The following is a 22,031-nucleotide window of genomic DNA, read 5'->3' on the forward strand; positions in this document are numbered from 1 at the left end:
TCCATGTTGAGTCGAGACTCGCACCAGTTCCCTCTCCCGGGGGAGAGGGTCAGGGTGAGGGCGGAAATAAGTTAATGCATCTTACCTGCGACAAAAAACTTAGTCACGCACCCATCCCTTGCGAATCAGCGGCGCGAAGCAGAAGCGGTGCGCCTGGTGCAGACGCCGGTAAATCTGCGCCCCCCAGACGTTCCACACCATCTGCGCCAGCAGGCAGGCGCAGAGGCCAACCAGCAGCCCGCCGAGCATATCCATCGGCCAGTGGACGCCAAGGTAAACGCGTGACCAGGCGATGGCACAGGCGACGGCGAACAGCACCAGGCCTGACCACAGGCGGTGCCAGAACAAAAACGCCAGCGCGAAGGTGAAGATAACCGTACCGTGGTCGCTCGGGTAGGAGTCGTCAGGCGCGTGATGCAGGAAGTTGTAGCCGATTCCCTCAACGAACGGGCGGTCGTGCGGGAATGCGTGGCCGATAATCCACGACAGGCACATGCTGATAACCAGCGCGAAGGCGGTTTTGACCACCACCTCGCGCTGGGCGGTCATTTGCTTGCGCCCGCCCCACAGCCAGAGAATGGCTATCAGCAGCGGTACGATGTTAATCAGGTCTTTGGCGATGAAAATAGCCAGCCTGATAGCCCACTCGGGCGAGGCCGGGGTCGCGTTAATCAGCAAAAAGAGCGTCTGATTGAGTTGTTCCATCATAGTGATTTTGGTTCCTTAACAAGCCACGTGGAAACGATGCCGTACCCCACGATTTGCGTAAGCCATACCCACCAACCTGCCCACAGGTTGTGGCTGAAAAAGTGTGCGCCGCGCATCACCTGGCCGTAGCCCATGATAAGCCCGAGGGCGGCACCGGCCGCGAGGCAGCAACAGGCAAGCGTCGGGCGCTCGCGATAAAACAGAAAGAACAGCGCCATCACGGCAAAGCCGCTCGAGGCGTGGCCGCCGGGGAAACAGCCCCCGGGGCCGCTGCCGTCCGGCACCTGGCCAAACAGCGGGTAGGAAATCGCTTTACCGCCGTATTCCATAAGGTCCCACGGACACGAATGGTGGCTGGTGGCTTTGAGCACGCCCACCGTCAATGCGCCCAACCCAAACAGCACCGCTACGGTTATCAGGCGTGGCTGGCGGCGGATCAGGCCATAAATCAGGGCGACAGCGCCGCCCGCGATGACGATATCCTTCAGGATTCGGTGATTCACCAAATCCAGCAGGTGGTTTTTCTGCAGCGGGAAGCTATGGCTTGCGGCGTTATACCAATAGCCGGTAATCAGGCGGTCCAGCCCTTCATCGCGCGACAGCCAGGTAAACACCACGGCAAGCAGGGCCAGCCAGCAGAACTGGTAAAGGTAAAAGCGCGTCGGCAGGCGGTAAAGCAGTTTTGTCTTATTTACCAGATCATTACCTGAGAGGAGGACTTTATCTTGAGCGACCATAGCGACATTTATCAGGAAGAAAGTCGTAGCATACGGAGCCGATCTTAAGGAAACCTTAAACGACGCGCAGGTTGTGCGAGTTCCCTTAACGTCATCCATAATTCACTATCATGCGCCGGGGCAATTTATTACACTGCGCGTGATTTTCTTTTCGTTAAGTCATTATCCTTTCGAGTAACTAATGCAAAATAAAAAACTGGGTCGCCAGGCGCTGCTTTTCCCGCTGTGTCTGGTGCTCTATGAATTTTCTACCTACATCGGCAACGACATGATCCAGCCCGGCATGCTGGAAGTGGTTAAACAGTACAACGCGGGCATCGAATGGGTGCCGACCTCGATGACCGCCTATCTCGCGGGCGGGATGTTTTTACAGTGGCTGCTTGGGCCGCTGTCCGACCGTATTGGCCGCCGTCCGGTGATGCTGACCGGCGTGGTGTGGTTTATCGTTACCTGCCTCGCTACGCTGCTGGCGCAAAACATCGAACAGTTCACCTTCCTGCGCTTCCTGCAGGGCATCAGCCTGTGCTTTATCGGCGCGGTGGGCTACGCGGCGATTCAGGAATCCTTCGAGGAGGCGGTGTGTATCAAAATCACCGCGCTGATGGCGAACGTGGCGCTGATTGCCCCGCTGCTCGGGCCGCTGGTCGGCGCTGCCTGGGTGCATTACGCGCCGTGGGAAACGATGTTTATCCTGTTTGCCGTGCTGGCAGCGTTTTCCTTCTTCGGCCTGCACCGAGCGATGCCGGAAACCGCGACGCGCCTTGGCGAAAAGCTGTCGCTTAAAGATCTCGGCCATGACTACAAGCTGGTGCTGAAAAACGTCCGCTTCGTGGCGGGGTCGCTGGCGATCGGCTTCGTTAGCCTGCCGCTGCTGGCGTGGATCGCGCAGTCGCCGGTCATTATCATCAGCGGCGAGCAGCTCAGTACCTATGAATACGGCCTGCTGCAGGTGCCGATCTTCGGCGCGCTGATCGCCGGTAACCTGGTGCTGGCGCGCTTAACCACGCGTCGCAGCATTCGCTCGCTGATTATTATGGGCGGCTGGTGGATCGTGCCGGGGCTGGTTGTGGCGGCGGTGGCGACGGTTGCTTCATCGCACGCCTATCTTTGGATGACGGCCGGGCTTAGCCTGTACGCCTTCGGGATCGGCCTTGCCAACGCCGGGCTGGTGCGCCTGACGCTGTTTGCAAGCGAGATGAGCAAAGGTACGGTTTCCGCGGCGATGGGCATGCTGCAAATGCTGATCTTTACCGTCGGGATTGAGATCAGCAAGCACGCCTATCTGCACGGCGGCAGCGGGCTGTTCAGCCTGTTTAACCTGCTGGGCGGGGTGCTGTGGCTGGGGCTGATGTTTGTATTCTTGCGCGATAAGCGCGTGGGGAATCAGACGGACGCCTGAGTTTTGTGGATGACGGCCGGTGGATGGCGCTAACGCTTATCCACCCTACAATTCAGAGCCACGTAGATCGGATAAGCGTTAGCGCCATCCGACATTCATGATAAAAAAATACCCCGGCTTGCCGGGGTATTTTGCTCTTACTTAACCGCCATTCCCGGCTGCGCGCCGCTGTCCGGGCTTAACAGGAAGATATCTTTCCCGCCAGGGCCTGCCGCCATCACCATCCCTTCGGAGATGCCAAAGCGCATTTTGCGCGGGGCCAGGTTCGCCACCATCACCGTCAGACGGCCTTCCAGCTTCTGCGGGTCCGGGTAGGCTGAACGGATGCCGGAGAAGACGTTGCGCTTCTCGCCGCCGAGATCCAGCGTCAGGCGCAGCAGCTTGTCAGAACCCTCAACGAATTCCGCTTTCTCAATCAGCGCGATGCGCAGATCGACCTTGGCGAAATCATCAAAGGCGATGGTTTCCGCAATCGGGTCGTCGGCCAGCGGGCCGGTCACCGGTGCGCTTGCCGCCTTCACTTCTTCTTTCGATGCTTCCACCAGCGCGTCAACCTGCTTCATTTCGATGCGGTTATACAGCGCCTTAAAGTTGTTCACCTTATGGTTCAGCAGCGGCGTGTTGATGCTGTCCCAGCTCAGTTCGCAGTTCAGGAAGGCTTCAGCACGTTCGGCAAGCGTTGGCAGCACCGGCTTGAGCCAGGTCATCAGCACGCGGAACATGTTGATGCCCATGGTGCAGATGCTTTGCAGGTCGGCGTCGCGGCCTTCCTGTTTTGCCACCACCCACGGAGCCTGCTCGTCAACGTAGCGGTTTGCCACGTCGGCCAGCGCCATGATTTCGCGTACCGCACGGCCAAACTCACGGCTGTCCCACGCTTCGCCAATGCTTGCCGCCGCGTCGGTGAAGGTTTTGTACAGCGCCGGGTCGGCGATTTCAGCGGACAGCTGGCCGTCGAAGCGCTTGGCGATAAAGCCCGCGTTACGGGAGGCGAGGTTAACCACCTTGTTCACGATGTCGCTGTTCACGCGCTGCACGAAGTCTTCCAGGTTCAGGTCGATATCGTCGATGCGCGAGGAGAGTTTTGCGGTGTAGTAATAGCGCAGGCTGTCGGCGTCAAAGTGGTTCAGCCAGGTGCTGGCCTTAATGAAGGTGCCGCGCGATTTGGACATCTTCGCGCCGTTGACCGTCACGTAGCCGTGAACGAACAGGTTGGTCGGCTTGCGGAAGTTGCTGCCTTCGAGCATCGCCGGCCAGAACAGGCTGTGGAAGTAAACGATATCTTTGCCGATGAAGTGGTACAGCTCGGCGGTGGAATCTTTCTTCCAGTATTCGTCGAAGCTTTCGGTATCGCCGCGCTTGTCGCACAGGTTTTTGAACGAACCCATGTAGCCGATTGGCGCGTCCAGCCAGACGTAGAAGTATTTGCCCGGCGCGTTCGGAATTTCGAAGCCGAAGTACGGCGCGTCGCGGGAGATATCCCACTGCTGCAGGCCGTGTTCGAACCATTCCTGCATTTTGTTCGCCACCTGCTCCTGCAGCGCGCCGGAGCGGGTCCAGGCCTGCAGCATTTCGCTAAAGGACGGCAAATCAAAGAAGAAGTGTTCGGAATCACGCATTTCAGGCGTCGCGCCGGAGACCACGGATTTCGGATCGATAAGCTCGGTTGGGCTGTAGGTTGCGCCGCAAACTTCACAGTTATCGCCGTACTGGTCCGGGGATTTACATTTCGGGCAGGTGCCTTTAACGAAGCGGTCCGGCAGGAACATGCCTTTTTCCGGATCGTAAAGCTGGGAAATCGTGCGGTTTTTAATAAAACCGTTTTCTTTCAGGCGGCCGTAAATCAGCTCCGACAGCTCGCGGTTTTCGTCGCTGTGCGTGGAGTGATAGTTGTCATAGCTGATGTTAAAGCCAGCAAAATCAGTCTGATGCTCCTGGCTCATTTCGCCAATCATCTGCTCAGGGGTAATGCCTAACTGCTGGGCTTTCAGCATGATAGGAGTGCCGTGGGCGTCGTCCGCGCAGATGAAGTTGACCGTGTTGCCGCGCATTCGTTGGTAACGGACCCAGACGTCAGCCTGAATGTGCTCCAGCATGTGACCGAGGTGGATTGAACCGTTAGCGTACGGAAGTGCGCACGTTACCAATATTTTTTTCGCGACATGAGCCATAGTAGGAATTGCATCTTCTATAGAGAAAAGGGCTTTGATGTTAACCGAAAGCCCGCCCTGCGGTAAACCACACAAGGTGCACAAGGAAATTTTATCCGCCCAGGCGGCATCTGGTATGCTTAACAAACTGCAATGTACGATAAAAAACATAAGGAGTCGGGATGAGCTCTCTATCCCAGGCAAGTAAGTCCCCGGAGCAGCTGCGCGCGATGGTCGCCGGGACGCTGGCCAATTTTCAACACCCAACTTTGAAGCACAATCTCACCACGCTTAAAGCCCTGCACCACGTCGCCATGCTGGACGACACGCTGCACGTTGAGCTGCTGATGCCGTTCGTCTGGAAAAGCGGATTCGAAGCGCTGCAGGAACAGTGCAGCTCGGACCTGCTGCGCATTACCGGCGCGAAGGCCGTCGACTGGAAGCTCAGCCAGAACATCGCCACCCTAAAACGCGTCAAAAACCACCCCGGCATTAACGGCGTGAAGAACATTATCGCCGTCAGCTCCGGGAAAGGCGGGGTAGGGAAGTCAAGCACCGCGGTGAACCTGGCGCTGGCGCTGGCCGCCGAAGGGGCGAAGGTCGGTATTCTCGATGCGGATATCTATGGCCCGTCGATCCCAACCATGCTGGGCGCCGAGCACGAACGCCCAACCTCGCCGGACGGCACGCACATGACGCCAATCTCCGCGCATGGCCTCGCCACCAACTCTATCGGCTATCTGGTGACCGACGAAAACGCCATGGTGTGGCGCGGCCCGATGGCCAGCAAGGCGCTGATGCAGATGCTGCAGGAAACCATGTGGCCTGACTTAGATTACCTGGTGCTGGACATGCCGCCGGGCACCGGTGACATCCAGCTGACGCTTGCGCAGAATATCCCGGTCACGGGCGCGGTAGTGGTCACCACGCCGCAGGACATCGCGCTTATCGACGCCCGCAAAGGCATCGTAATGTTCGAAAAGGTCGACGTGCCGGTGCTGGGTATCGTTGAGAACATGAGCATGCACATCTGCAGCAACTGCGGGCACCACGAGCCTATCTTCGGCACCGGCGGCGCGCAGAAGCTGGCGGATCAGTACCACATCGCGCTGCTCGGCCAGATGCCGCTGCACATTTCGCTGCGTGAAGACTTGGATGCCGGAACGCCGACCGTGGTTAGCCGCCCGGACAGCGAGTTTACCGCCATCTACCGCCAGCTCGCCGGGCGCGTGGCGGCACAGCTTTACTGGCAGGGTGAAGTGATTCCTGCGGATATTGCTTTTAGAGCGGTTTGATGGTTGCAAGGGCGACTTTTTGTTTATGCGGGTCGCCCTGACCCTCACCCTCTCCCCCAAGTGGGCATCCTCGGCGTTCTCCTTCTCCTGGGGGAGAGGGCCGGGATGAGGGCGTACCGTGCTGAATCAAACCACAAAATGCATCAAAAAATACTCCCCGTCCGGCCCGTCGCCCCGCGCTTCAATCTTCCAGCCGTGCCGCTGGTAAAACGCCACCGCACGTTCGTTCTTCACCAGGCATTTCAACGCCCCGGTGCTGCTGAACGCCGACTGAACCTTCTCTAACAGCGCCTGCCCGACGCCGCGCCCGGCGTGCTCCGGCGCGACAAACAGGTTGTGCAGGAAGTTATCATTAACCCACACGGACGCAAACCCGAGCCGGTGCCCGTCGTCTTCCGCCACCCAGATTTGTTCGTCTTTGGTTGCCTCATCAAAATCTTCCAGCCGCCAGTCGCTGCCGTCCAGCCACGGCCAGGCCTCGCGTCGGGCATGCAGATACAGGGTTCTTAAAAAGGGACGGTCGCTTTCGGTCCACGGACGAATTAACACAGCATATTCCTTCCAGTTTTAGCAAAATCGCATAGCATTTTAGGCGGGCAGGTCTAAGCGTCAGCGATGTTTTTTCAGTGCCGTCTTCATTACAAATCCTGTGCACGGCCCAAGAACGCTATATACTGCCCGCTTTTCGAAAGTTGAACGAGAGATCGACACCATGATGAATAACGACGTATTACGCAGCGTGCGCTACATGCTGAACCTGAACAACGATGACATGGTGAAAATTTTCGCCCTGACGGATACCGCGGTTACCCCAGAGCAAATCGTCACCTGGACGAAGAAAGAAGACGAAGAGAACTTCAAGCTCTGCCCGGATATCCTGATGGCAAACTTCTTAAACGGTCTGATTTACTTCAAGCGCGGCAAAGACGAAGACCGCCCTGCGCCAAAAATCGAACGTAAGATGACCAACAACATCATCCTGAAAAAGCTGCGTATTGCGTTTGATTTGAAAAGCGACGACGTGCTGGAAATCCTGACCGCGCAAGAGTTCCGCATCTCCATGCCGGAAATCACCGCCATGATGCGCGCGCCGGAAAACAAAAACTTCCGCGAGTGCGGCGACCAGTTCCTGCGCTATTTCCTGCGTGGCCTTACCGCGCGTTTGCAGAAGAAGCCATAGTTTCGCATCGGTGATTGCGGTGGATGGCGCTGCGCTTATCCACCCTACAGACATCCACCGTGGCATGCCCACGCAGTCATATTTTGCGGTGGATGGCGCTGCGCTTATCCACCCTACAAACATTCACCACACCAAACCAACAGTGTCATATTCTCGTAGGTCGGATAAGCGCAGCGCCATCCGACGTCCCGGCCCGGCGATAAAAAATCTATCCCCGCGCCTCGTTTTTTCGCTTAACGATATCCGCCATCACCGCCAGCGCAATCTCCGCTGGCGTTTTGCTGCCTAACGGCAGGCCAATCGGCGCCTGGATTCTTTTTAGCTGCGCGGGGCTTAGCTCCGCGATATTCTCCAGCCGCTCGAGCCGCCGCGCGCTGTTTCTGTGCGACCCCATCACGCCGATATAAAACGCCGGGGTATTCACCGCCTCCATCATCGTCAAATCGTCCATGCGCGGATCGTGGGTGAGGGCGACGATGGCGGTGTTGGCGTGGCACGAGCGCTGCTCGAGATAGTTGGCCGGGAACTGCTTGAGAAGCGTGACCCCTGGCCTGAGCTGCTGGGCGAAATTCTCTAACGCTTCGGGACGGTTCTCGCAAACAACGACCTCAAAGCCCAGCGTATGGGCGAAGTCCGCGCAGTAAAGCGCAACGCTTGAAAGCCCGGCAATCAGCAGGCGCGGCGCGGCGGCGACGTGCAGCGTCACGCTATTACCGCTGATATCGACCTGGGTAATATCCGCAAAATCCGTCACCTCCAGGTGGCGGCACGGCTGCCCGATCTCCAGACGTTTCTGTAGCGCAAAATGCCCGTTCAGCGCTTCGGCCATTTTTTGCAGATAGCGGATGCTCTGTTCGCCCGCGGGAAGGTGTTCCACCAGAATATCCAGCACGCCGCCGCACGGCAGCGCAATGCCCGGCTCGAGGCCGCCTTCGCCGTAGCGCACGATCTGGCTTGCCGCGCGGTATTCGCCGTTGCCAATGCGCGCGATAAAATCATCTTCAACGCAGCCGCCTGAAAGCGAGCCGCAGAAAAGCCGATCGTCCACCGCCGCCATCAGCGCGCCCGGCGAGCGGGGCGATGAACCGTAGGTTTTCAGAACCGTACACAGCCAGACCGGCCGCGTCTCCAGCCAGCTCAACGCCTGGCGAATCACGCTGATATCAAGATGCTGCATAGTCGTCATTACTCTCTGAAAATAGCTGCGACGGGAGGTCGATATCCCGCAGCAACGCTGAATTATCGAAATCGATGAAGCGCACCGGCTGCCCGCGCAGCAGCTCGCGCGCGCCGCTGTCGCCGGTTAACGCGACAAGCTTATCGCGCCAGGCCGATGAAAAGCCGACCGGATGGCCGGGCTGCCCGTCCACGCGCGGGCGCACGATGGAATGCTGCGCAAGGGCATCGGCAATTTGCACGAACGCGCAGGCGGGGACAAAGGGCATATCCGCCAGATGCAGCAGCCAGCCGTTCCACCGGGAGGTTGCCGCCACGCCTGCGGCAAGCGTATCGCCCAGACCCGGGCTTGCCACAGGCGTAAAGCTCACGCCCCGTGCCGCGCAGGCGTGCTGAACCTGCTGGTTTTCCGGGCGCGTCACCACGTGTACCGCTAGGCCCGACGCCAGCGCGTGGCCCAGCGTTTGCTCAAACACGCTGCCGCCCGCAAGCGTGGCGTTGAGCTTGTGCCCGACTCCGCCCGCCCGGGTAAATCGTTCCCCCAGGCCCGCGGCGGCGATAAGAATCCCCGGCTTCATCTCTGCTTCCCCACTTCCCGTTTGCTCACCGACAAGGCATTTTAAAAATTTGATCGTTTAATGTTTTTTTATTGAAAATGAGATGTTAATAGTCCCATGATTTAACTTAAAAGCATATACTTATAATAACTACGGAGATGCTTTGTCCTGGCAGCTTTAGCGGTACAAAAAAGACAATTATAGTTTTATAGGGAAGTTTTATGAGCAAGTTTAACCCATCGCGACGCCGCTTCATCCGGGGTGCCGTGGTAGCAGGGGTGTCGGTTTATCTGGCCCCGCTTTACAGCCGCGCCTACGCCGCACTTTTCGAAGAAAAAATCCTCCTTGCCCCCAACTGGGACGCCGAAAAAAAACGTATACGCTTTCGCATCGACGGGCGCTCGAAGGTCATGGGGCATAAGGTTTTTGCCCGCGATATTCGCGCCGTGGATATGCCGCACTGGCCGCAAAAGCAGGCCCACGCTTTTATTCTGCGCACCACCAAAGCGGATCGCCCGTATAGCGGCATCGATCTCTCCCTGCTGGGCGACGATCTACAGCCCGACCGCGTGGTCACCGCTGAAGATTTAGCGCGCGACGGCCTGGCCTTCCCGGCGTTCTACGGCGACGACATGCTGCTGCCGGCTGGCAAAACCCCGGCCTATCTCGGGCAGGCGGTGGCAATCCTGATTTATCACGACTTTGCGCGGTTCCGCTTTGCTAAAGACAGGCTCAAATTCAAAGACGGCGTGGTGAAATACGGCGCTGAAACCGGCCCGCTCGAGCGCGACCCGTGGGGCACGTTCCGCTTTGTGCGCGTCGGCGGCGCCACCTCGCAGGACGACGACCTCTTCTCCAGCCTGAAAGACATGCCGATCTTCCCGACGGCGATGAAAAAGCACCTGCCGGTCTGGCCGGAAGGCCGCGAAGGCGGCAAGCTGGATCAGGAAGGGATGTACTACGCCGGGCAGATTGCGCAAGAGCTGAAAACCCCGCCGCAGGACTGGCTGGTGCTGTCACGCCGCTACACCACGCAGTCCATCGATACCGCCGCGCTCGAGCCGGATAACGCCAACGGCTGGTTCGACGAGGCGACGCAAACGCTGCATCTGGTGGTGCCGACGCAGTCCCCGCAGGAGGTGGCCGACGAGCTGCCGCGCATGCTGGCAAAACGCACCCAGCCGGTCAAACAGCTGATCCTGCACCCGTGCTACACCGTGGGCTACGGCTCAAAAGACCACTACAACTTCCCTTATTACGGCGCGGTGGCGGCGATGTACGGCGACGGGCACCCGGTGCGCCTCGCCAACGATCGCTACGAGCAGTTCCAAAGCTCGCTCAAACGCCACGCCTTCGACATGAACTACACCATCGCGGTCGATAAGCAGACCGGCATGATGCAGTCCTTCTTCGGCGAAATGACCGCCAACGGCGGCGGGCGCAGCAACTTCACGCCGTCGGTCTCGATGGTGGGGGCAACCGCCGCGCAGTCTATTTACTACTTCCCGAAAAGCGACCTGTCGGCGGTGGGCGTTGCCTCCCGCGCCATCGACGCCGGTTCCGCACGCGGCTACGGTACGCTGCAAAGCATGGCCGCTACCGAAATGATGGTCGATGAAATCGCCGCCGAGCTTGGCATCGACCCGATTGAATTCCGCCTGCGCAACGCGCTGAAGTCCGGCATGAAAAACACCCAGGGCGCGATCCCCGCGGGGGCGATTCGCGTCGATGAAGTGCTGGCGAAAGCGGCGAAGCATGACATCTGGCGCAAGCGCGCCGAGCGCAAAGCGGAGTTCGAAAGCCAAAACCCCGGCAAACGCTACGGCGTGGGCTTCGGCTGCGTGCAGAAAGACTTTGGCACCGGCGCGGAAACCTCTTTTGCCCGCGTGGAATTTAGCGAAGACGGGCGTATTTCGCTCTACCACAGCGGCGCGGAAATGGGCACCGGCATGTCCACGTCGCAGTCCGTACTCTGCGCGCAGTGGCTGGGCAAACCGGCGGACGAGGCGCACTTCTCGGTGACCGACTGGACGGTGCTGCCCGTTGTCACCAGCGGCGATCCGTACATTATGTCCCAGGAAGAACAGGACAAACTCGCCGCCGATCCCGCCTGGACGCCGTCCTACTGCTCGCCTTCCAGCGCCAGCAACTCGGCATATTACTTCTCCCACAGCACGCGTGAAGCGGCTCGCGTGGTGTTCGAACACGGCCTGTGGCCCGCCGCGATGGCCATCTGGACGACGGGTATCGGCGGCGGTCAGGCGGCCCCGCTGGTGGTGCGCATTGAAGACGCGCGCTGGGTTGAGGGCGGCCTGACCGCCGCGGGCATGGAAATTTTAAGCTTCGAGCGGCTGGCGAAAAAGGCCTTTGAGCTGGGCCTGACGACCGGCGCTGCGGTACACGTTTTCAACCGCTGGCAGTGGGCGGAAGCGGACTTCACCCTCGGTAAGCAAAGCAGGCGCCTGCCGGTTGACGGCCTTGCGGTGCGTAACGGCAAGGGCGACTTTACGACGCTCGCCCGCGAACACGTCTACTACCCGCCAACCCAGCGCAACAACGCCTCGGTAACCTACTACAGCGCCGTCGGCACGCTGGTGGAAGTGGCGGTCAGCCTTGCTACCGGCGAGGTCGAGCTGCTCAACCACCATTCGATTATGGAGTGCGGCAATCTGATCGTGCCGGAGCTGGTTTCCGGGCAGCTGCAGGGCGGCCTGGCGATGGGCATCGGCCACGCTTTACACGAGTATCTCCCGTTGTACGAGGACGGGCCAGGTGACGGAACGTGGAACTTCAACCGTTATCACCTGCCGCGCGCCAGCGACGTGGCGGTCTGGAAACAGACCGGCGACGTCCTGCCCGCGCTTTCGGAAACCGACCCGCCAAAAGGCATGGCTGAAGTGGTGATGATCCCGGTGGTTGCCGCCATCGTCAACGCCATAGCCGACGCCACCGGCCACCGTTTCCGCGATTTGCCCGTCCGTGCTGAAAATATTCGTGAGGTATTACCATGAGCATCAAAACCAGGCCGTTAACCCTGACCATCAACGACAAGCAGTACGGCCCCATCGACGTGCCGGAAGGCCTGATGATGATCGATTTCCTGCACGAGTACGTCTACCTGACCGGCTCGCGACTGGGCTGCGGACAGGGCATCTGCCACGCCTGCGTGGCGATTGTCGATAACCCAAGCGGCACCAGCGAAGAGGTTCGCACCTGCATCACCGGGGCGCATTTCTTCAACGGCAAGAAAGTGCGCACCGTGGAAGGCCACGCCAGGGTGGACGAGCAGGGCGAGGTCGTGGAGCTTTCCCCGATCCAGCAGGCGTTTCTCGACCACTACAGCTTCCAGTGCGGCTACTGCACGCCGGGCTTCGTCAACGCCTCGACCATTTTCGTCGAAAAGCTCAAGCGCGAGCCTATCGCCCGTGAAGAGCTGGAAGGCGCAATCGCTGCGGCACTGGAAAACCACATCTGCCGCTGCACCGGCTACGTTCGCTACTATGAAGCGGTGCGCGACGTGGTGCTGAAAACGCCGGGCCTGCTGAAGGAGACGGCGCAATGAACAAAAAGCGAATCGCGCTCATCGTCGTGGTGATTGCGCTGATTATTCTGGCGGTGCTGTACTGGCGCGAATACCGCACGTGGGACGGCCCGGTGCAAAAGGTAACGGCCAGCAAAGAGCAAATCGAACGCGGCAGCTATCTCACCAAAGTGGCAGACTGCGCGGCGTGCCACACGGCGTCCGGCGGCGCTCCGCTGGCGGGCGGCTATCCGCTTGAATCACCCTTCGGCACCATTTACGGCAGCAACCTGACGCCAAGCGCGGACTACGGCATCGGCCGCTGGACGAAGGAGCAGTTCTACACGGCGCTGACGGAAGGCGTCACGCCGAGCGGGCGGCACCTCTATCCGGCGATGCCGTACACCTCGTACAAAGGGATTTCCCGTCAGGATTCGGATGATATCTACGCCTACCTGATGACACGCCCGGCGGTGGACGTGAAAACCCCGGATAACGAAATGGCCTTCCCGTTCAACCAGCGCGTGGCGCTGATCGGCTGGAATATCCTGTTCTATAACAAAGATCCGCTTCCGGCGATTTCCAGCGGGGATTCCGCCGACTGGCATCGCGGGCGCTATCTGGCCGACGTGCTGGGGCACTGCGGCGAATGCCACACGCCGCGCGGCCTGCTGGGGCAAATGCAGCTCGACAAAGCGATGCAGGGCGGCGAGCTGGGGCGCTTTATGGCCCCGGACATCACGCCAAAAGCGCTGGCCGAGCGCGGCTGGAACCCGCAGGACGTGAAGCAGTTCCTCACTACGGGCATTGCGCCGCAGGGCAGCGCGTTTAGCGAAATGCACATGGTGGTGGATCTCAGCACCCGGCACCTGACGCCCGCAGATCGGAAAGCGATGGCGACCTACCTGATGGGCGAAACGCCGCCTCAGGCGGTGGCGGTGAAGTTAGGGCAGGGCAACGATAACGGGCGCATGACCTATGTTGACCAGTGCGCCGGCTGCCACGCCCGGGAAGGCGAGGGCAAGCCGCACGTCGCGGTGTCGATGCTCAACAACGCCACGCTGCGCCAGCCGGACGCCAAAAACCTGATCGTTTCGGTGATGGACGGGCTACCGGCGCAGAACTTCCCGAACGGCGAAAGCATGCAGAGCATGCCGGGCTTCGGCGAGCGGCTGGATGACCAGCAGATCGCCGAGCTGGTGAACTACCTGCGTGTGACCTGGGGCGGATTGCCGGGCGATGTGACCGCCGAGCAGGTGAAGGCTTTGCGGCCGAAGAAGTAGCGGAATGCGGCGGGTGGCGCTTGCGCTTATCCGCTTTACGCGGGAGAAACGTAGGTCGGGTAAGGCGTAGCCGCCACCCGACATTTATCCTTTCTATTTATTCAAACGTCACCGACGAAACGTAATCCGCGCGGTACTGAATCTTCACGCGCTTGCCGTCGCGGGTGTATTCGGTGTACGGATAAACCTCTTTCCAGCCTTCCGCCAGCAGCTTCTTCTCAACGCCGCTGGTGTTCAGCCCCTTCAAATCTGCCTTGGTCAGCGCTTTCTTCTCGCTGGAGTAGGCGGCCGGCTGCAACGCGCCGTGGGCGTGTTTCTTCGCCCATTCGGCGGAAATCAGGCTGTCGCCACGGCTGAAGCTCAGGGTATACCCCGCGCCTTTCCACTCGGCAAAATCAGGGTTGTTGACGGTGCGGGTGGCCTTTTTGCCGTTGATGGTCACTTCGTTGTTCTTGACGACGACCTTCACCGGATCGCCCGCGCCCTGCCAGCTGCCGTTGGACAGATCCAGCGCCATGGCAACCGGGGATAACGCCAGGCTGCCCAGCAGGGCCGCGATAACCGTATTCAATTTGCTCATCATTAACTCTCTTAAGAAATAATTTATTTCACAATATTAACCATAGGCGAATGTGTGAAATGGAACCGTTGCGAGGCGAGATAATGCGACCGGGCAGGGGCGATGATGTTGATTTAAATCAAACCGCTGAATGAGATAAAGCTTAGTTATTCTTTGTGGTTATGCTTTTGTCGGGGAGGGGTTTCTTACGACTTTTTAGCGCTTGCATATGAAAGGCCGCAAACCCGGCGGGCTGCGGCCTTAGCGGTTATTCCTCGGTCAGCGCCTTGTGCGGCTGCTCGAGGATCATGGTTTGCGTCTGGCTCAGGCTGATGCCCGCCTCGCGCAGCATCTTGAGGATTTCATAAAGCAGATCGCTGCGCGTCGCGCTGACCATGCGCGGGCTGTTTACATAGCCGGTCACGCTCAGCACGATCCCCGTCGGCCCCAGCTCCTTAAAGCTCACCGACGGCGCGGGGGCTTCAAGAATGGATTCATGCAGGTTATAGGCCTGGAGAAGAAGATTGCGCACCTGCTCCGGGTCGATGTCCAGCGGGAAGGTCAGCGCGATGGTCGCCACGCCCTGCGCGTTGCCCATGGTGGCGTTGCGCACGTTCTGCGAGATGAGCTGCGAGTTCGGCACGATAACCGTGGATTTGTCGCTAAGCTGGATTTCCGTCGCGCGCACGTTGATGCGGCGAATATCGCCCTCCACGCCGCTGATGCTCACCAGATCGCCCACCTTCACCGGGCGCTCGGTCAGCAGAATCAGGCCGGAGATAAAGTTCTTCACAATTTCCTGCAGGCCAAAACCGATGCCCACCGACAGGGCGCTGACGATCCACGCCAGCTTGTTCCATTCGATGCCGAGCATGGAGAGCGTCAGCATGATGATCAGCACGTAGCCGACGTTGGTAAACAGCGTCACCAGCGAGGCGCGCAGGCCGCGGTCCATCATGGTTTTTGGCAGGAAGTCGTTATCCAGCCAGCGGCGCGTGGAGCGCAGCACGTACCAGCCAATCACCAGGCAAAGCACGGCGTTCAGCGCGTGGGCCGGGATGATGTTCATCCCCTCAAGCCCCTTGCCGCCCCAGATATCGGCGATTTTGCCAAGCAGTTCCAGCGGTGTGGTGGTGCCAAAGGTACCGTTAAGCAGCGCCACGGCGGCCAGCAGCAGCAGGGAAGTCTTGCCCAGCGCGGAGAACAGCGTTGCCGCAAGCGAGAGGTGGCGGTCGTTTACGCTTAGCGTGCTTTTAAGGATTTTGCCGCTGTGCGTGCTCGGCGAAAACACGCTTTCGCACAGGTCAACCACGAAGTGAATCAGCAGGTACAGGCTGCTGACCACCAGGCCAATCCACAGCAGTTCGAAGGTCACGAAACGCGCCAGCGGGATGTAGCCAATCAGCAGCGCAATCAGGATCACGAACGCCGTCAGGCTTATCACCAGATGAATCAGGCCCGCCATCGTCGAACGCGCTTCGGTCTGTTCGCCCTCGGCGCGCATTTTGCGGCGCATCCTGTTCACGCGAACCGGCGCAATAATGCAGTTCAGCGCCACCAGCAGCGCGGACAGCCCGTTGCCGAACAGGGTGGCGGCAATACTGGTGCCAACCAGCGCGTTAAGCTGCTCGATAATCCCGAAGATAAAAATGGAGGTGGCGAGCAGCACCGGGAACGACGCCAGGGTTTTCGCCAGCGGATCGGCAATGCCCGGCAGACGCCACGAAGGGTGGCTGTTCGACAGCAGCGCGATGCCCAGACCGGCAATCACCGCCGAGAAATAGGTCAGTTCGACAAGCTGGCCGGCAAACTCGTTAATCAGCGGCGAGGTGTCGGGCAGCCGCGTGAAGATATAGCAAATAATCTGCATGCTGATGCCGAGCGTAAGCGTGGTGCTCAGCGTCGTAAAGCAGGCGAGGAAGCTGCGGCGAAAGCGGCCCTGCGGCAGCCAGCGCGGCAGGATCCAGTTAATCGGCCTGTCTAACGCTTTACGGCCAAACAGGCCAATGGCGAGCGCCAGCAGCAGGTAAAAACCGCTGCCGAAACGCCACTCTTCATCCCAGGCCTGGTTCCAGCCATCGCTCACCTGGCTGCCAAATTCGTCGAAGCGCGTGGCGTCTTTATCGCTTGGGTTAATCAGCGGCGACCAGAACTTCTCGCCCAGGATGCTGCCGGTATTCAGCGCAATCTGCGTTTTCAGCGCGTCGCGGCGCAGGCCGGATATCTGCGCCGAGAGGTTTTGCGCCCCGACGGCGATGGCTTTGGTTTGTTCAATCTGCGTGGTGAGCAGGGTTTTGCTGCTGTTCAGCTGCTTGCGCTGGCTGACGACCTGCGGGGTTTCGGTCAGCGTACCGGCCGCGGGGGCCGGGCCAAGCACGTCAAGCTGGGCCTGCACTTGGGTTAGCTGCGGGGCGAGGGCGACGGCCAGCTTATCGGCATCGCTCACTAATTTCTGCGCATCGTCATTGAGGCTGGTGAACTGCTTATCGGCCTTCGCGGTGGACACGCGCTGTTTGAGCGAGTCCAGGCGCTTTTGCAGCGCGGGCAGCTCGGCGCTGGCGTTCACTTTCACCGGCTGTTCTGCACCCGTTTGCCCGGGGGCGTCGTCCGCAAGCGTAAGAAAAGGTGTGAACATCAGGCAGGACAGCAGGGCCAGCAGCAGCGGCAGTCTTAACATTTTTTGCATAAAAGGAGATACCCGGGAATTCCAAAAAGTAACAACGCAATCCAACCGGCTAAGGATACCTTTTATTCACGGGAAAAATAGTGCTGTTTGTCTGAAGCATGTGGGGTTATCGGTCAGCTTGGCCTGGCTGAACTCTTGCCCTTCTGAAGGGCCGGGGCCGATGGTGCGTTATGCCGTTGATGTTAACTATCGGGATATTTAATGAGGTTTTTGATTAGCCTAATTTTTTATGCGGCGTTTGGACAGCGCTATTTAACTCAATAACCTTTTAAGCTATTGCTACATAACCCTGGAACCTGATAATTGCCGCATGCAATTTATTGATTATTCAGGATAAAAAATACTAATGGTTTTCTGGTGCTCTATATCTCTCGCATTTTGAAATAAAGTCACGCTGGCTTCGGCTGTCCGTATGCAATGAATATATGTATTCTGGCGTTCTATTTTAGAAAGCCATAAATACCTGAATGAGCGGCTACAATATTAATTGTGCCGTTTAAGTAAATTACTGTAACAAACCTCAATTATGGCCAGACTGGAGTAGTGACATGAAGAGTAAGCCCGTTTCGACCGCTGATTTTGACCTCAGACTGCTCGACACGTTTAACGAGGTTTATAAATACAGCAGCGTATCGAAAGCGGCGAAGGCGCTTCACTGCTCGCCGTCCTTCGTAAGCCAGACGATGCAAAAGCTGCGGGTGTTTTTTTCCGATCCGCTTTTCGTGCGCAACGGTATGAAGCTAAAACCAACCACCATGGCGCGGACAATCCATTTGCAGCTTTCGCAGCAGTACGGCGACGTGCTCTCAACGCTTGAATCGTTGGTCAATGCGACGAGCAAAAACCTGCTGGTGGTGCACTGTTCCTCCTATTTTGCCATCCGCATCGTTCCCCTCATCGTGGAATGGGCGCAAACGCACGCGCCGGAATGTAAAATAGTGCACCGGGATTTTTTATACGAGGAAGAAACCTCGGAAGATCTGCTCCTGCTGCGTGATGTCGATCTGGTGTTTGATATGTTGCCTTCTTTTAACCGCTCGCTGTGCACGGTGCCCGTGGCTAAAGAGGAAATCGTGATGATTTGCCGGGAAGGGCACCCGCGTCTGGGCAGCCACATTAGCGCGGAAGAGGCAAAGCACGAGCAGTTTGCCACTTTGACCACCGGCAGCATGGGGTCGGATTTACAGCTTGAGCAGAACACGGTGGAAAGCCACTTCGGCGAACGTAGCGTGCGCTATACCAGTTTTTCACTGTCCAGCATTACCGCCGTGGTTGCCCGCACCGATATGCTGGGCATTATTCCCGCCTGGCTGTATGAACAAAGCCGGGCTATTTACCCGATCCGCAAGCTCAATATCGACTTTAGCTTCAATGCTATTCCGTTTTACATGATGTACAGCAAAGTCGCCTTGCAGAACGATATTTTTTCGGAGCTCGTCACCTGGCTTGAAAAGGACTTTTCAACGCAGAGCCAATTGGCTAAAAGCAATTTTCAACTTTGAGAAGAGTCGCACTATGAAATTTTTAAATGATAAAAATGAGTACATTACGTGGATGATTGAAGAAGTCTTTATGACAACACGTAAAGAGCTGGAAGAAGAAACGTCATTTTTAGACTGGCAGGAAGATGTCCTGCCGGAAATAGAAAAAAACTGCCCGGAATTTTTCCCCTGCGTGGCATATTTGAAATATCAGCCAGAAAAAATGCTGCGGCGCAGTGATATAAGCTGTATTAGCACCCAGCAGATTCAGGAATGGGCGGCTTTAATTAAATCAGATTCAGCACCGGTTAATCATTGACGATAAAATTTTATTGCCTGCAAACGTCATATCGATCGCGCACCTTTTATCAATACTCAGCGCGATCCTTCCAGTGCCGCTGCAGGTCTTGCTTTACCGTCATCATCTCCTTATTCTTTATTATTTTGGGCTTGGGACTCGGGGTGCCCTTCTTTGTGAAGGCTGAGAAATACCCGTACCACCTGATCTGGAGAATGCCAGCGTAGCCTGTAAAATCATATCAGAAACAATTATTTAACCTTCCATGTTATGCTACAGTATCAAGTATGTCTGATAAGAAATCGGTGAAGTTAGAAAATGATCCAAAGATATTATCTGTTCCTATATTATCTCGAATTTCAAATAAGTTAGTTTTGGTATCATAAGTAAATAAAGAAATGCTATTTTCTCCAATGACTAAGCGTTCTGCCAAATCTGGATCTATATAATCATCATTATTTCTGTAAAATTCGTTTACTATAAATAAATTTTTAATTAATGGTTCTGGTACAGATAAACTGTATAATGTAAGCCCATCGTATTCGAATCCATCCATTTTTTCCAATAATAAAACATAATCAGGTTGGTTTACAAATAATATGCAAAGTTCATTAGCTAGATCTTCCAGAATAGGGGATGTATCAGTTGCTGGCTTTCTTTTGGTTATACTATCAATAAATGTGTCTTTGAGTGGTTCTTGAATGGGGTATTCCCATTTTGTCATTTCATTTTTCAAGTTATCCAGCATGTTATAAATGTTCATTTTTATTTAATCCTGTTTATTTAAGTGGATAAATTGTACCAGAAGGAATAGCCCATGGTGTAACCTTGCTTTCACCAGGTATCATACCTTTAGTTGCCGATCTTTGCATGTTAGTAAATACCTTGTGATATGGTTCTTTTTCGATTAACACTAGATTATCAAAGGTGTTTGTACCACCATCATCTAATGGTAATTTGTGGTGTACATCCCAACCATCTGGAGATTTTCCATTTTTCATCCTCAATAGTTGTGAAGGATTGAATGTGTTTGTTGCTTCAGGGGTGTCAGCTATATCAGTAAGAAATTTTTTCCTGGCGGTGCTATCAAATTCTTTTCTTAGAATTGCCGCATCTGTTGGGTTTCTTTTAACATAGTTAATGTCTTGTATCGTGATTCCGTTAACTATTTTTGATTCACCCCTTAACTTGCCTAAATAGCTATTAATTTCAGCGTAAGCATCTGAGTTTGGCCTTTTAACCATTAAAATAGAAGCCGCTGCAATAGCTGTACCTGCTGTTTTTTCATTTAATACTTGGTCATAACCATGAATAGCCTCACCGCCTAATTGCTCTGCTGTTTTTCTAAAGCCTTCAATGTTGCCATTATAAACACCGCCAGCGGCTAATAAGCGTCCTGCTGCTTTGCTATTAATAGTTTTAGCTGCTTGAGCATGTTGTATAGGCGCATCTGATGGTTGAAACTTCTGTGTCGGTGCTGGTTTTCTTCCCTGATGGCTATCTAAGCATTTTCGGTAAGCATCTCTAACTTCCATTTCAAACCATGAATGCCAGTGATCCATAAAGCAATCGTAGACAAGCTCGCCTTTATCATCAAAATAGAATGGATGCTTAAAGTAATCCCATTGCTCAGATTCATCTATTCCAATAAACCAACCGGTATCTACATTATGTTGTGTATGATCATAAGCACCGTCATACATGCCATTACTCTTACGGTCATACTTAGCTGAAAAGGGATTGATAAAACCGCTTTTCCTCTTTGGCATTTGTTGAAGGCTAAAGTGAGAGTAGTTGGCAGAATCAAGATCGTAGTAAACCCTTGCTCTTTCGAATGCTACCTCTGGCCTTAGTATGTATTGGAAATCTCTGGGGTTAAGTTCTCTTGCAGCATCCCATATCATGATTAATCTGAAATCGTGCATGTGAATCCCTCACAATATAAAGGGTTATGTTAATACCGATCTTTATAACCACCGTAATAAATATTGTGATAAATCGAAAAATATTGCTCCTGGGGCTTAGCCCCGGTTACACTAAATATCTACAAAATGTATATATTTAACTGATTGTTTTGTATGTGAAATGACTCGGGGTGCCCTTCTTTGTGAAGGCTGAGAAATACCCGTACCACCTGATCTGGATAATGCCAGCGTAGGGAAGTCAGATGCCTGTCCGCATCCCTTCTTCACGCCGGACAGGAGACCGCCATGCTGCAACCTGACCTGCTACCCGGCCATCGCGCCGCTGCCGTTTTAACCGTACTACGCCAGTCAACGCCTTTAGTCCACTGCATGACGAACGACGTGGTGCAAAGCTTCACCGCCAACGTCCTGCTCGCCATCGGTGCCGCGCCCGCAATGGTGATTGAGCCTGAAGAGGCCGCGCAGTTTGCCCCCGCCGCCGGCGCGCTGTTGATTAATATCGGCACGCTGACCGCCGAACGCAGCCGCGCCATGCTCGCCGCTATTCATGCCGCAAATGAATCTGCCACGCCCTGGACGCTCGATCCCGTCGCCGTCGGCGGGCTTAGCTTCCGCACGGCTTTCGCCCGTGAAATCCTCTCCCTGCGTCCCGCCGCCGTTCGCGGCAACGCTTCAGAAATCCTCGCGCTGGCGGGCGTCAGCGCCGGTGGGAGAGGGGTCGACAGCACCGACGATGCGCAGAGCGCCTTGCCCGCGGCCCGGCAGCTTGCGCTTCAAACCGGAGCCGTGGTGGCCGTCACCGGCGAGCAGGATTATGTGACCGACGGAGCGGGCGCGTGGGCCGTTGCGGGCGGGGGTAAACTCATGACGCGGGTGGTCGGCACGGGCTGCGCGCTGTCCGCCGTCGTTGCCGCCTGCCTTTCGCTGCCGGGGAACCGGCTGGATAACGTGGCCGCCGCCTGTCAATTTATGAAGCTGGCGGGCGGCCAGGCCATTGCCGCAGGCTCCGGTCCCGGCAGCTTTATCCCGGCGTTCCTCGACGCGCTTTATCATCTGAACGAGGAGGCGCTGGCATGA

General features: G+C 56.6%; 19 protein-coding genes and 1 riboswitch. Of the genes, 9 read left to right on the top strand and 10 right to left on the bottom strand.

Annotated elements, in window-relative coordinates; translation table 11 throughout:
• Positions 1-99 precede the first annotated feature (99 nt).
• Both ybjG and ACSPHG_RS07805 read right to left on the bottom strand, forming a co-directional pair.
• Positions 100-708, bottom strand: coding sequence for an undecaprenyl-diphosphate phosphatase (gene ybjG, locus ACSPHG_RS07800; protein ID WP_435952917.1), 609 nt, complete (start codon positions 706-708; stop codon positions 100-102).
• Positions 705-1,445, bottom strand: coding sequence for a phosphatase PAP2 family protein (locus ACSPHG_RS07805; RefSeq protein WP_435952918.1), 741 nt, complete (start codon positions 1,443-1,445; stop codon positions 705-707). Before ACSPHG_RS07805 ends, ybjG begins: the two co-directional genes overlap by 4 nt.
• Positions 1,446-1,626: 181 nt before the next feature.
• Between ACSPHG_RS07805 and ACSPHG_RS07810 the strand changes: the two genes are divergently transcribed.
• Positions 1,627-2,844 (top strand): MFS transporter, encoded by a 1,218-nt coding sequence (locus ACSPHG_RS07810; RefSeq protein ID WP_435952919.1) that lies wholly within the window; start codon positions 1,627-1,629, stop codon positions 2,842-2,844.
• 137 nt (positions 2,845-2,981) lie between these two features.
• Here the strand turns inward: ACSPHG_RS07810 and metG are convergent, their stop codons facing one another.
• Positions 2,982-5,015 (bottom strand): methionine--tRNA ligase, encoded by a 2,034-nt coding sequence (gene metG, locus ACSPHG_RS07815; protein WP_435952920.1) that lies wholly within the window; start codon positions 5,013-5,015, stop codon positions 2,982-2,984.
• Positions 5,016-5,176: 161 nt separating this feature from the next.
• Here metG and apbC point away from each other — a divergent pair, with 161 nt between their 5' ends.
• On the top strand, positions 5,177-6,289 hold the full coding sequence (gene apbC / locus ACSPHG_RS07820) for an iron-sulfur cluster carrier protein ApbC (RefSeq protein WP_435952921.1): 1,113 nt from the start codon (positions 5,177-5,179) through the stop codon (positions 6,287-6,289).
• 126 nt (positions 6,290-6,415) lie between these two features.
• Here the strand turns inward: apbC and ACSPHG_RS07825 are convergent, their stop codons facing one another.
• The gene (locus ACSPHG_RS07825; RefSeq protein WP_435952922.1) at positions 6,416-6,838 is read right to left on the bottom strand and encodes a GNAT family N-acetyltransferase; all 423 of its coding nucleotides are present in this window, start codon (positions 6,836-6,838) and stop codon (positions 6,416-6,418) included.
• 163 nt (positions 6,839-7,001) lie between these two features.
• Here ACSPHG_RS07825 and ACSPHG_RS07830 point away from each other — a divergent pair, with 163 nt between their 5' ends.
• The gene (locus ACSPHG_RS07830; RefSeq protein WP_435952923.1) at positions 7,002-7,469 is read left to right on the top strand and encodes a YehS family protein; all 468 of its coding nucleotides are present in this window, start codon (positions 7,002-7,004) and stop codon (positions 7,467-7,469) included.
• 208 nt (positions 7,470-7,677) lie between these two features.
• On the opposite strand, the gene ACSPHG_RS07835 is transcribed toward ACSPHG_RS07830, so the two are convergent.
• Entirely contained in the window at positions 7,678-8,646 is a 969-nt protein-coding gene (locus ACSPHG_RS07835) for an XdhC family protein (RefSeq protein ID WP_435955970.1), read from the bottom strand.
• The gene (locus ACSPHG_RS07840) at positions 8,633-9,223 is read right to left on the bottom strand and encodes a nucleotidyltransferase family protein (RefSeq protein ID WP_435952924.1); all 591 of its coding nucleotides are present in this window, start codon (positions 9,221-9,223) and stop codon (positions 8,633-8,635) included. The genes ACSPHG_RS07835 and ACSPHG_RS07840 overlap by 14 nt, the downstream gene beginning before the upstream one ends.
• Before the next feature lie 200 nt (positions 9,224-9,423).
• Between ACSPHG_RS07840 and ACSPHG_RS07845 the strand changes: the two genes are divergently transcribed.
• The 3 genes from ACSPHG_RS07845 to ACSPHG_RS07855 are packed head-to-tail and all read left to right on the top strand — an operon-like array spanning position 9,424 to position 14,005.
• The gene (locus tag ACSPHG_RS07845; RefSeq protein ID WP_435952925.1) at positions 9,424-12,213 is read left to right on the top strand and encodes a xanthine dehydrogenase family protein molybdopterin-binding subunit; all 2,790 of its coding nucleotides are present in this window, start codon (positions 9,424-9,426) and stop codon (positions 12,211-12,213) included.
• Positions 12,210-12,764, top strand: coding sequence for a (2Fe-2S)-binding protein (locus ACSPHG_RS07850; protein WP_435952926.1), 555 nt, complete (start codon positions 12,210-12,212; stop codon positions 12,762-12,764). Before ACSPHG_RS07845 ends, ACSPHG_RS07850 begins: the two co-directional genes overlap by 4 nt.
• Positions 12,761-14,005: a c-type cytochrome gene (locus tag ACSPHG_RS07855; RefSeq protein WP_435952927.1), complete on the top strand. Its 1,245-nt coding sequence runs from the start codon at positions 12,761-12,763 to the stop codon at positions 14,003-14,005. The genes ACSPHG_RS07850 and ACSPHG_RS07855 overlap by 4 nt, the downstream gene beginning before the upstream one ends.
• Before the next feature lie 97 nt (positions 14,006-14,102).
• Here the strand turns inward: ACSPHG_RS07855 and ACSPHG_RS07860 are convergent, their stop codons facing one another.
• The gene (locus ACSPHG_RS07860; protein ID WP_435952928.1) at positions 14,103-14,585 is read right to left on the bottom strand and encodes a hypothetical protein; all 483 of its coding nucleotides are present in this window, start codon (positions 14,583-14,585) and stop codon (positions 14,103-14,105) included.
• A 247-nt stretch (positions 14,586-14,832) separates the two neighbouring features.
• A complete protein-coding gene (locus ACSPHG_RS07865) occupies positions 14,833-17,250 on the bottom strand; it encodes a DUF3772 domain-containing protein (protein ID WP_435952929.1) in 2,418 nt (805 codons plus the stop codon).
• Positions 17,251-17,798: 548 nt separating this feature from the next.
• Between ACSPHG_RS07865 and ACSPHG_RS07870 the strand changes: the two genes are divergently transcribed.
• On the top strand, positions 17,799-18,752 hold the full coding sequence (locus ACSPHG_RS07870) for a LysR substrate-binding domain-containing protein (RefSeq protein ID WP_435952930.1): 954 nt from the start codon (positions 17,799-17,801) through the stop codon (positions 18,750-18,752).
• Between the two features lie 13 nt (positions 18,753-18,765).
• Positions 18,766-19,050 carry a hypothetical protein gene (locus ACSPHG_RS07875; RefSeq protein WP_435952931.1) on the top strand — a complete coding sequence of 95 codons (285 nt, stop codon included), beginning with the start codon at positions 18,766-18,768 and terminating at the stop codon, positions 19,048-19,050.
• Between the two features lie 247 nt (positions 19,051-19,297).
• Here ACSPHG_RS07875 and ACSPHG_RS07880 read toward each other — a convergent pair whose 3' ends face one another.
• Entirely contained in the window at positions 19,298-19,792 is a 495-nt protein-coding gene (locus ACSPHG_RS07880; RefSeq protein WP_435952932.1) for a YrhA family protein, read from the bottom strand.
• A gap of 16 nt (positions 19,793-19,808) precedes the next feature.
• The gene (locus tag ACSPHG_RS07885; protein WP_435952933.1) at positions 19,809-20,954 is read right to left on the bottom strand and encodes an HNH endonuclease signature motif containing protein; all 1,146 of its coding nucleotides are present in this window, start codon (positions 20,952-20,954) and stop codon (positions 19,809-19,811) included.
• 156 nt (positions 20,955-21,110) lie between these two features.
• Positions 21,111-21,207: riboswitch (TPP riboswitch) on the top strand.
• Positions 21,208-21,239: 32 nt separating this feature from the next.
• On the opposite strand from ACSPHG_RS07885, the gene thiM reads away from it, so the two are divergent.
• The gene (gene thiM / locus ACSPHG_RS07890; RefSeq protein ID WP_435952934.1) at positions 21,240-22,031 is read left to right on the top strand and encodes a hydroxyethylthiazole kinase; all 792 of its coding nucleotides are present in this window, start codon (positions 21,240-21,242) and stop codon (positions 22,029-22,031) included.

It is taken from the genome of Dryocola baronae, from assembly GCF_051297175.1.
In the GTDB taxonomy this organism is placed as follows: Bacteria; Pseudomonadota; Gammaproteobacteria; order Enterobacterales; family Enterobacteriaceae; genus Dryocola.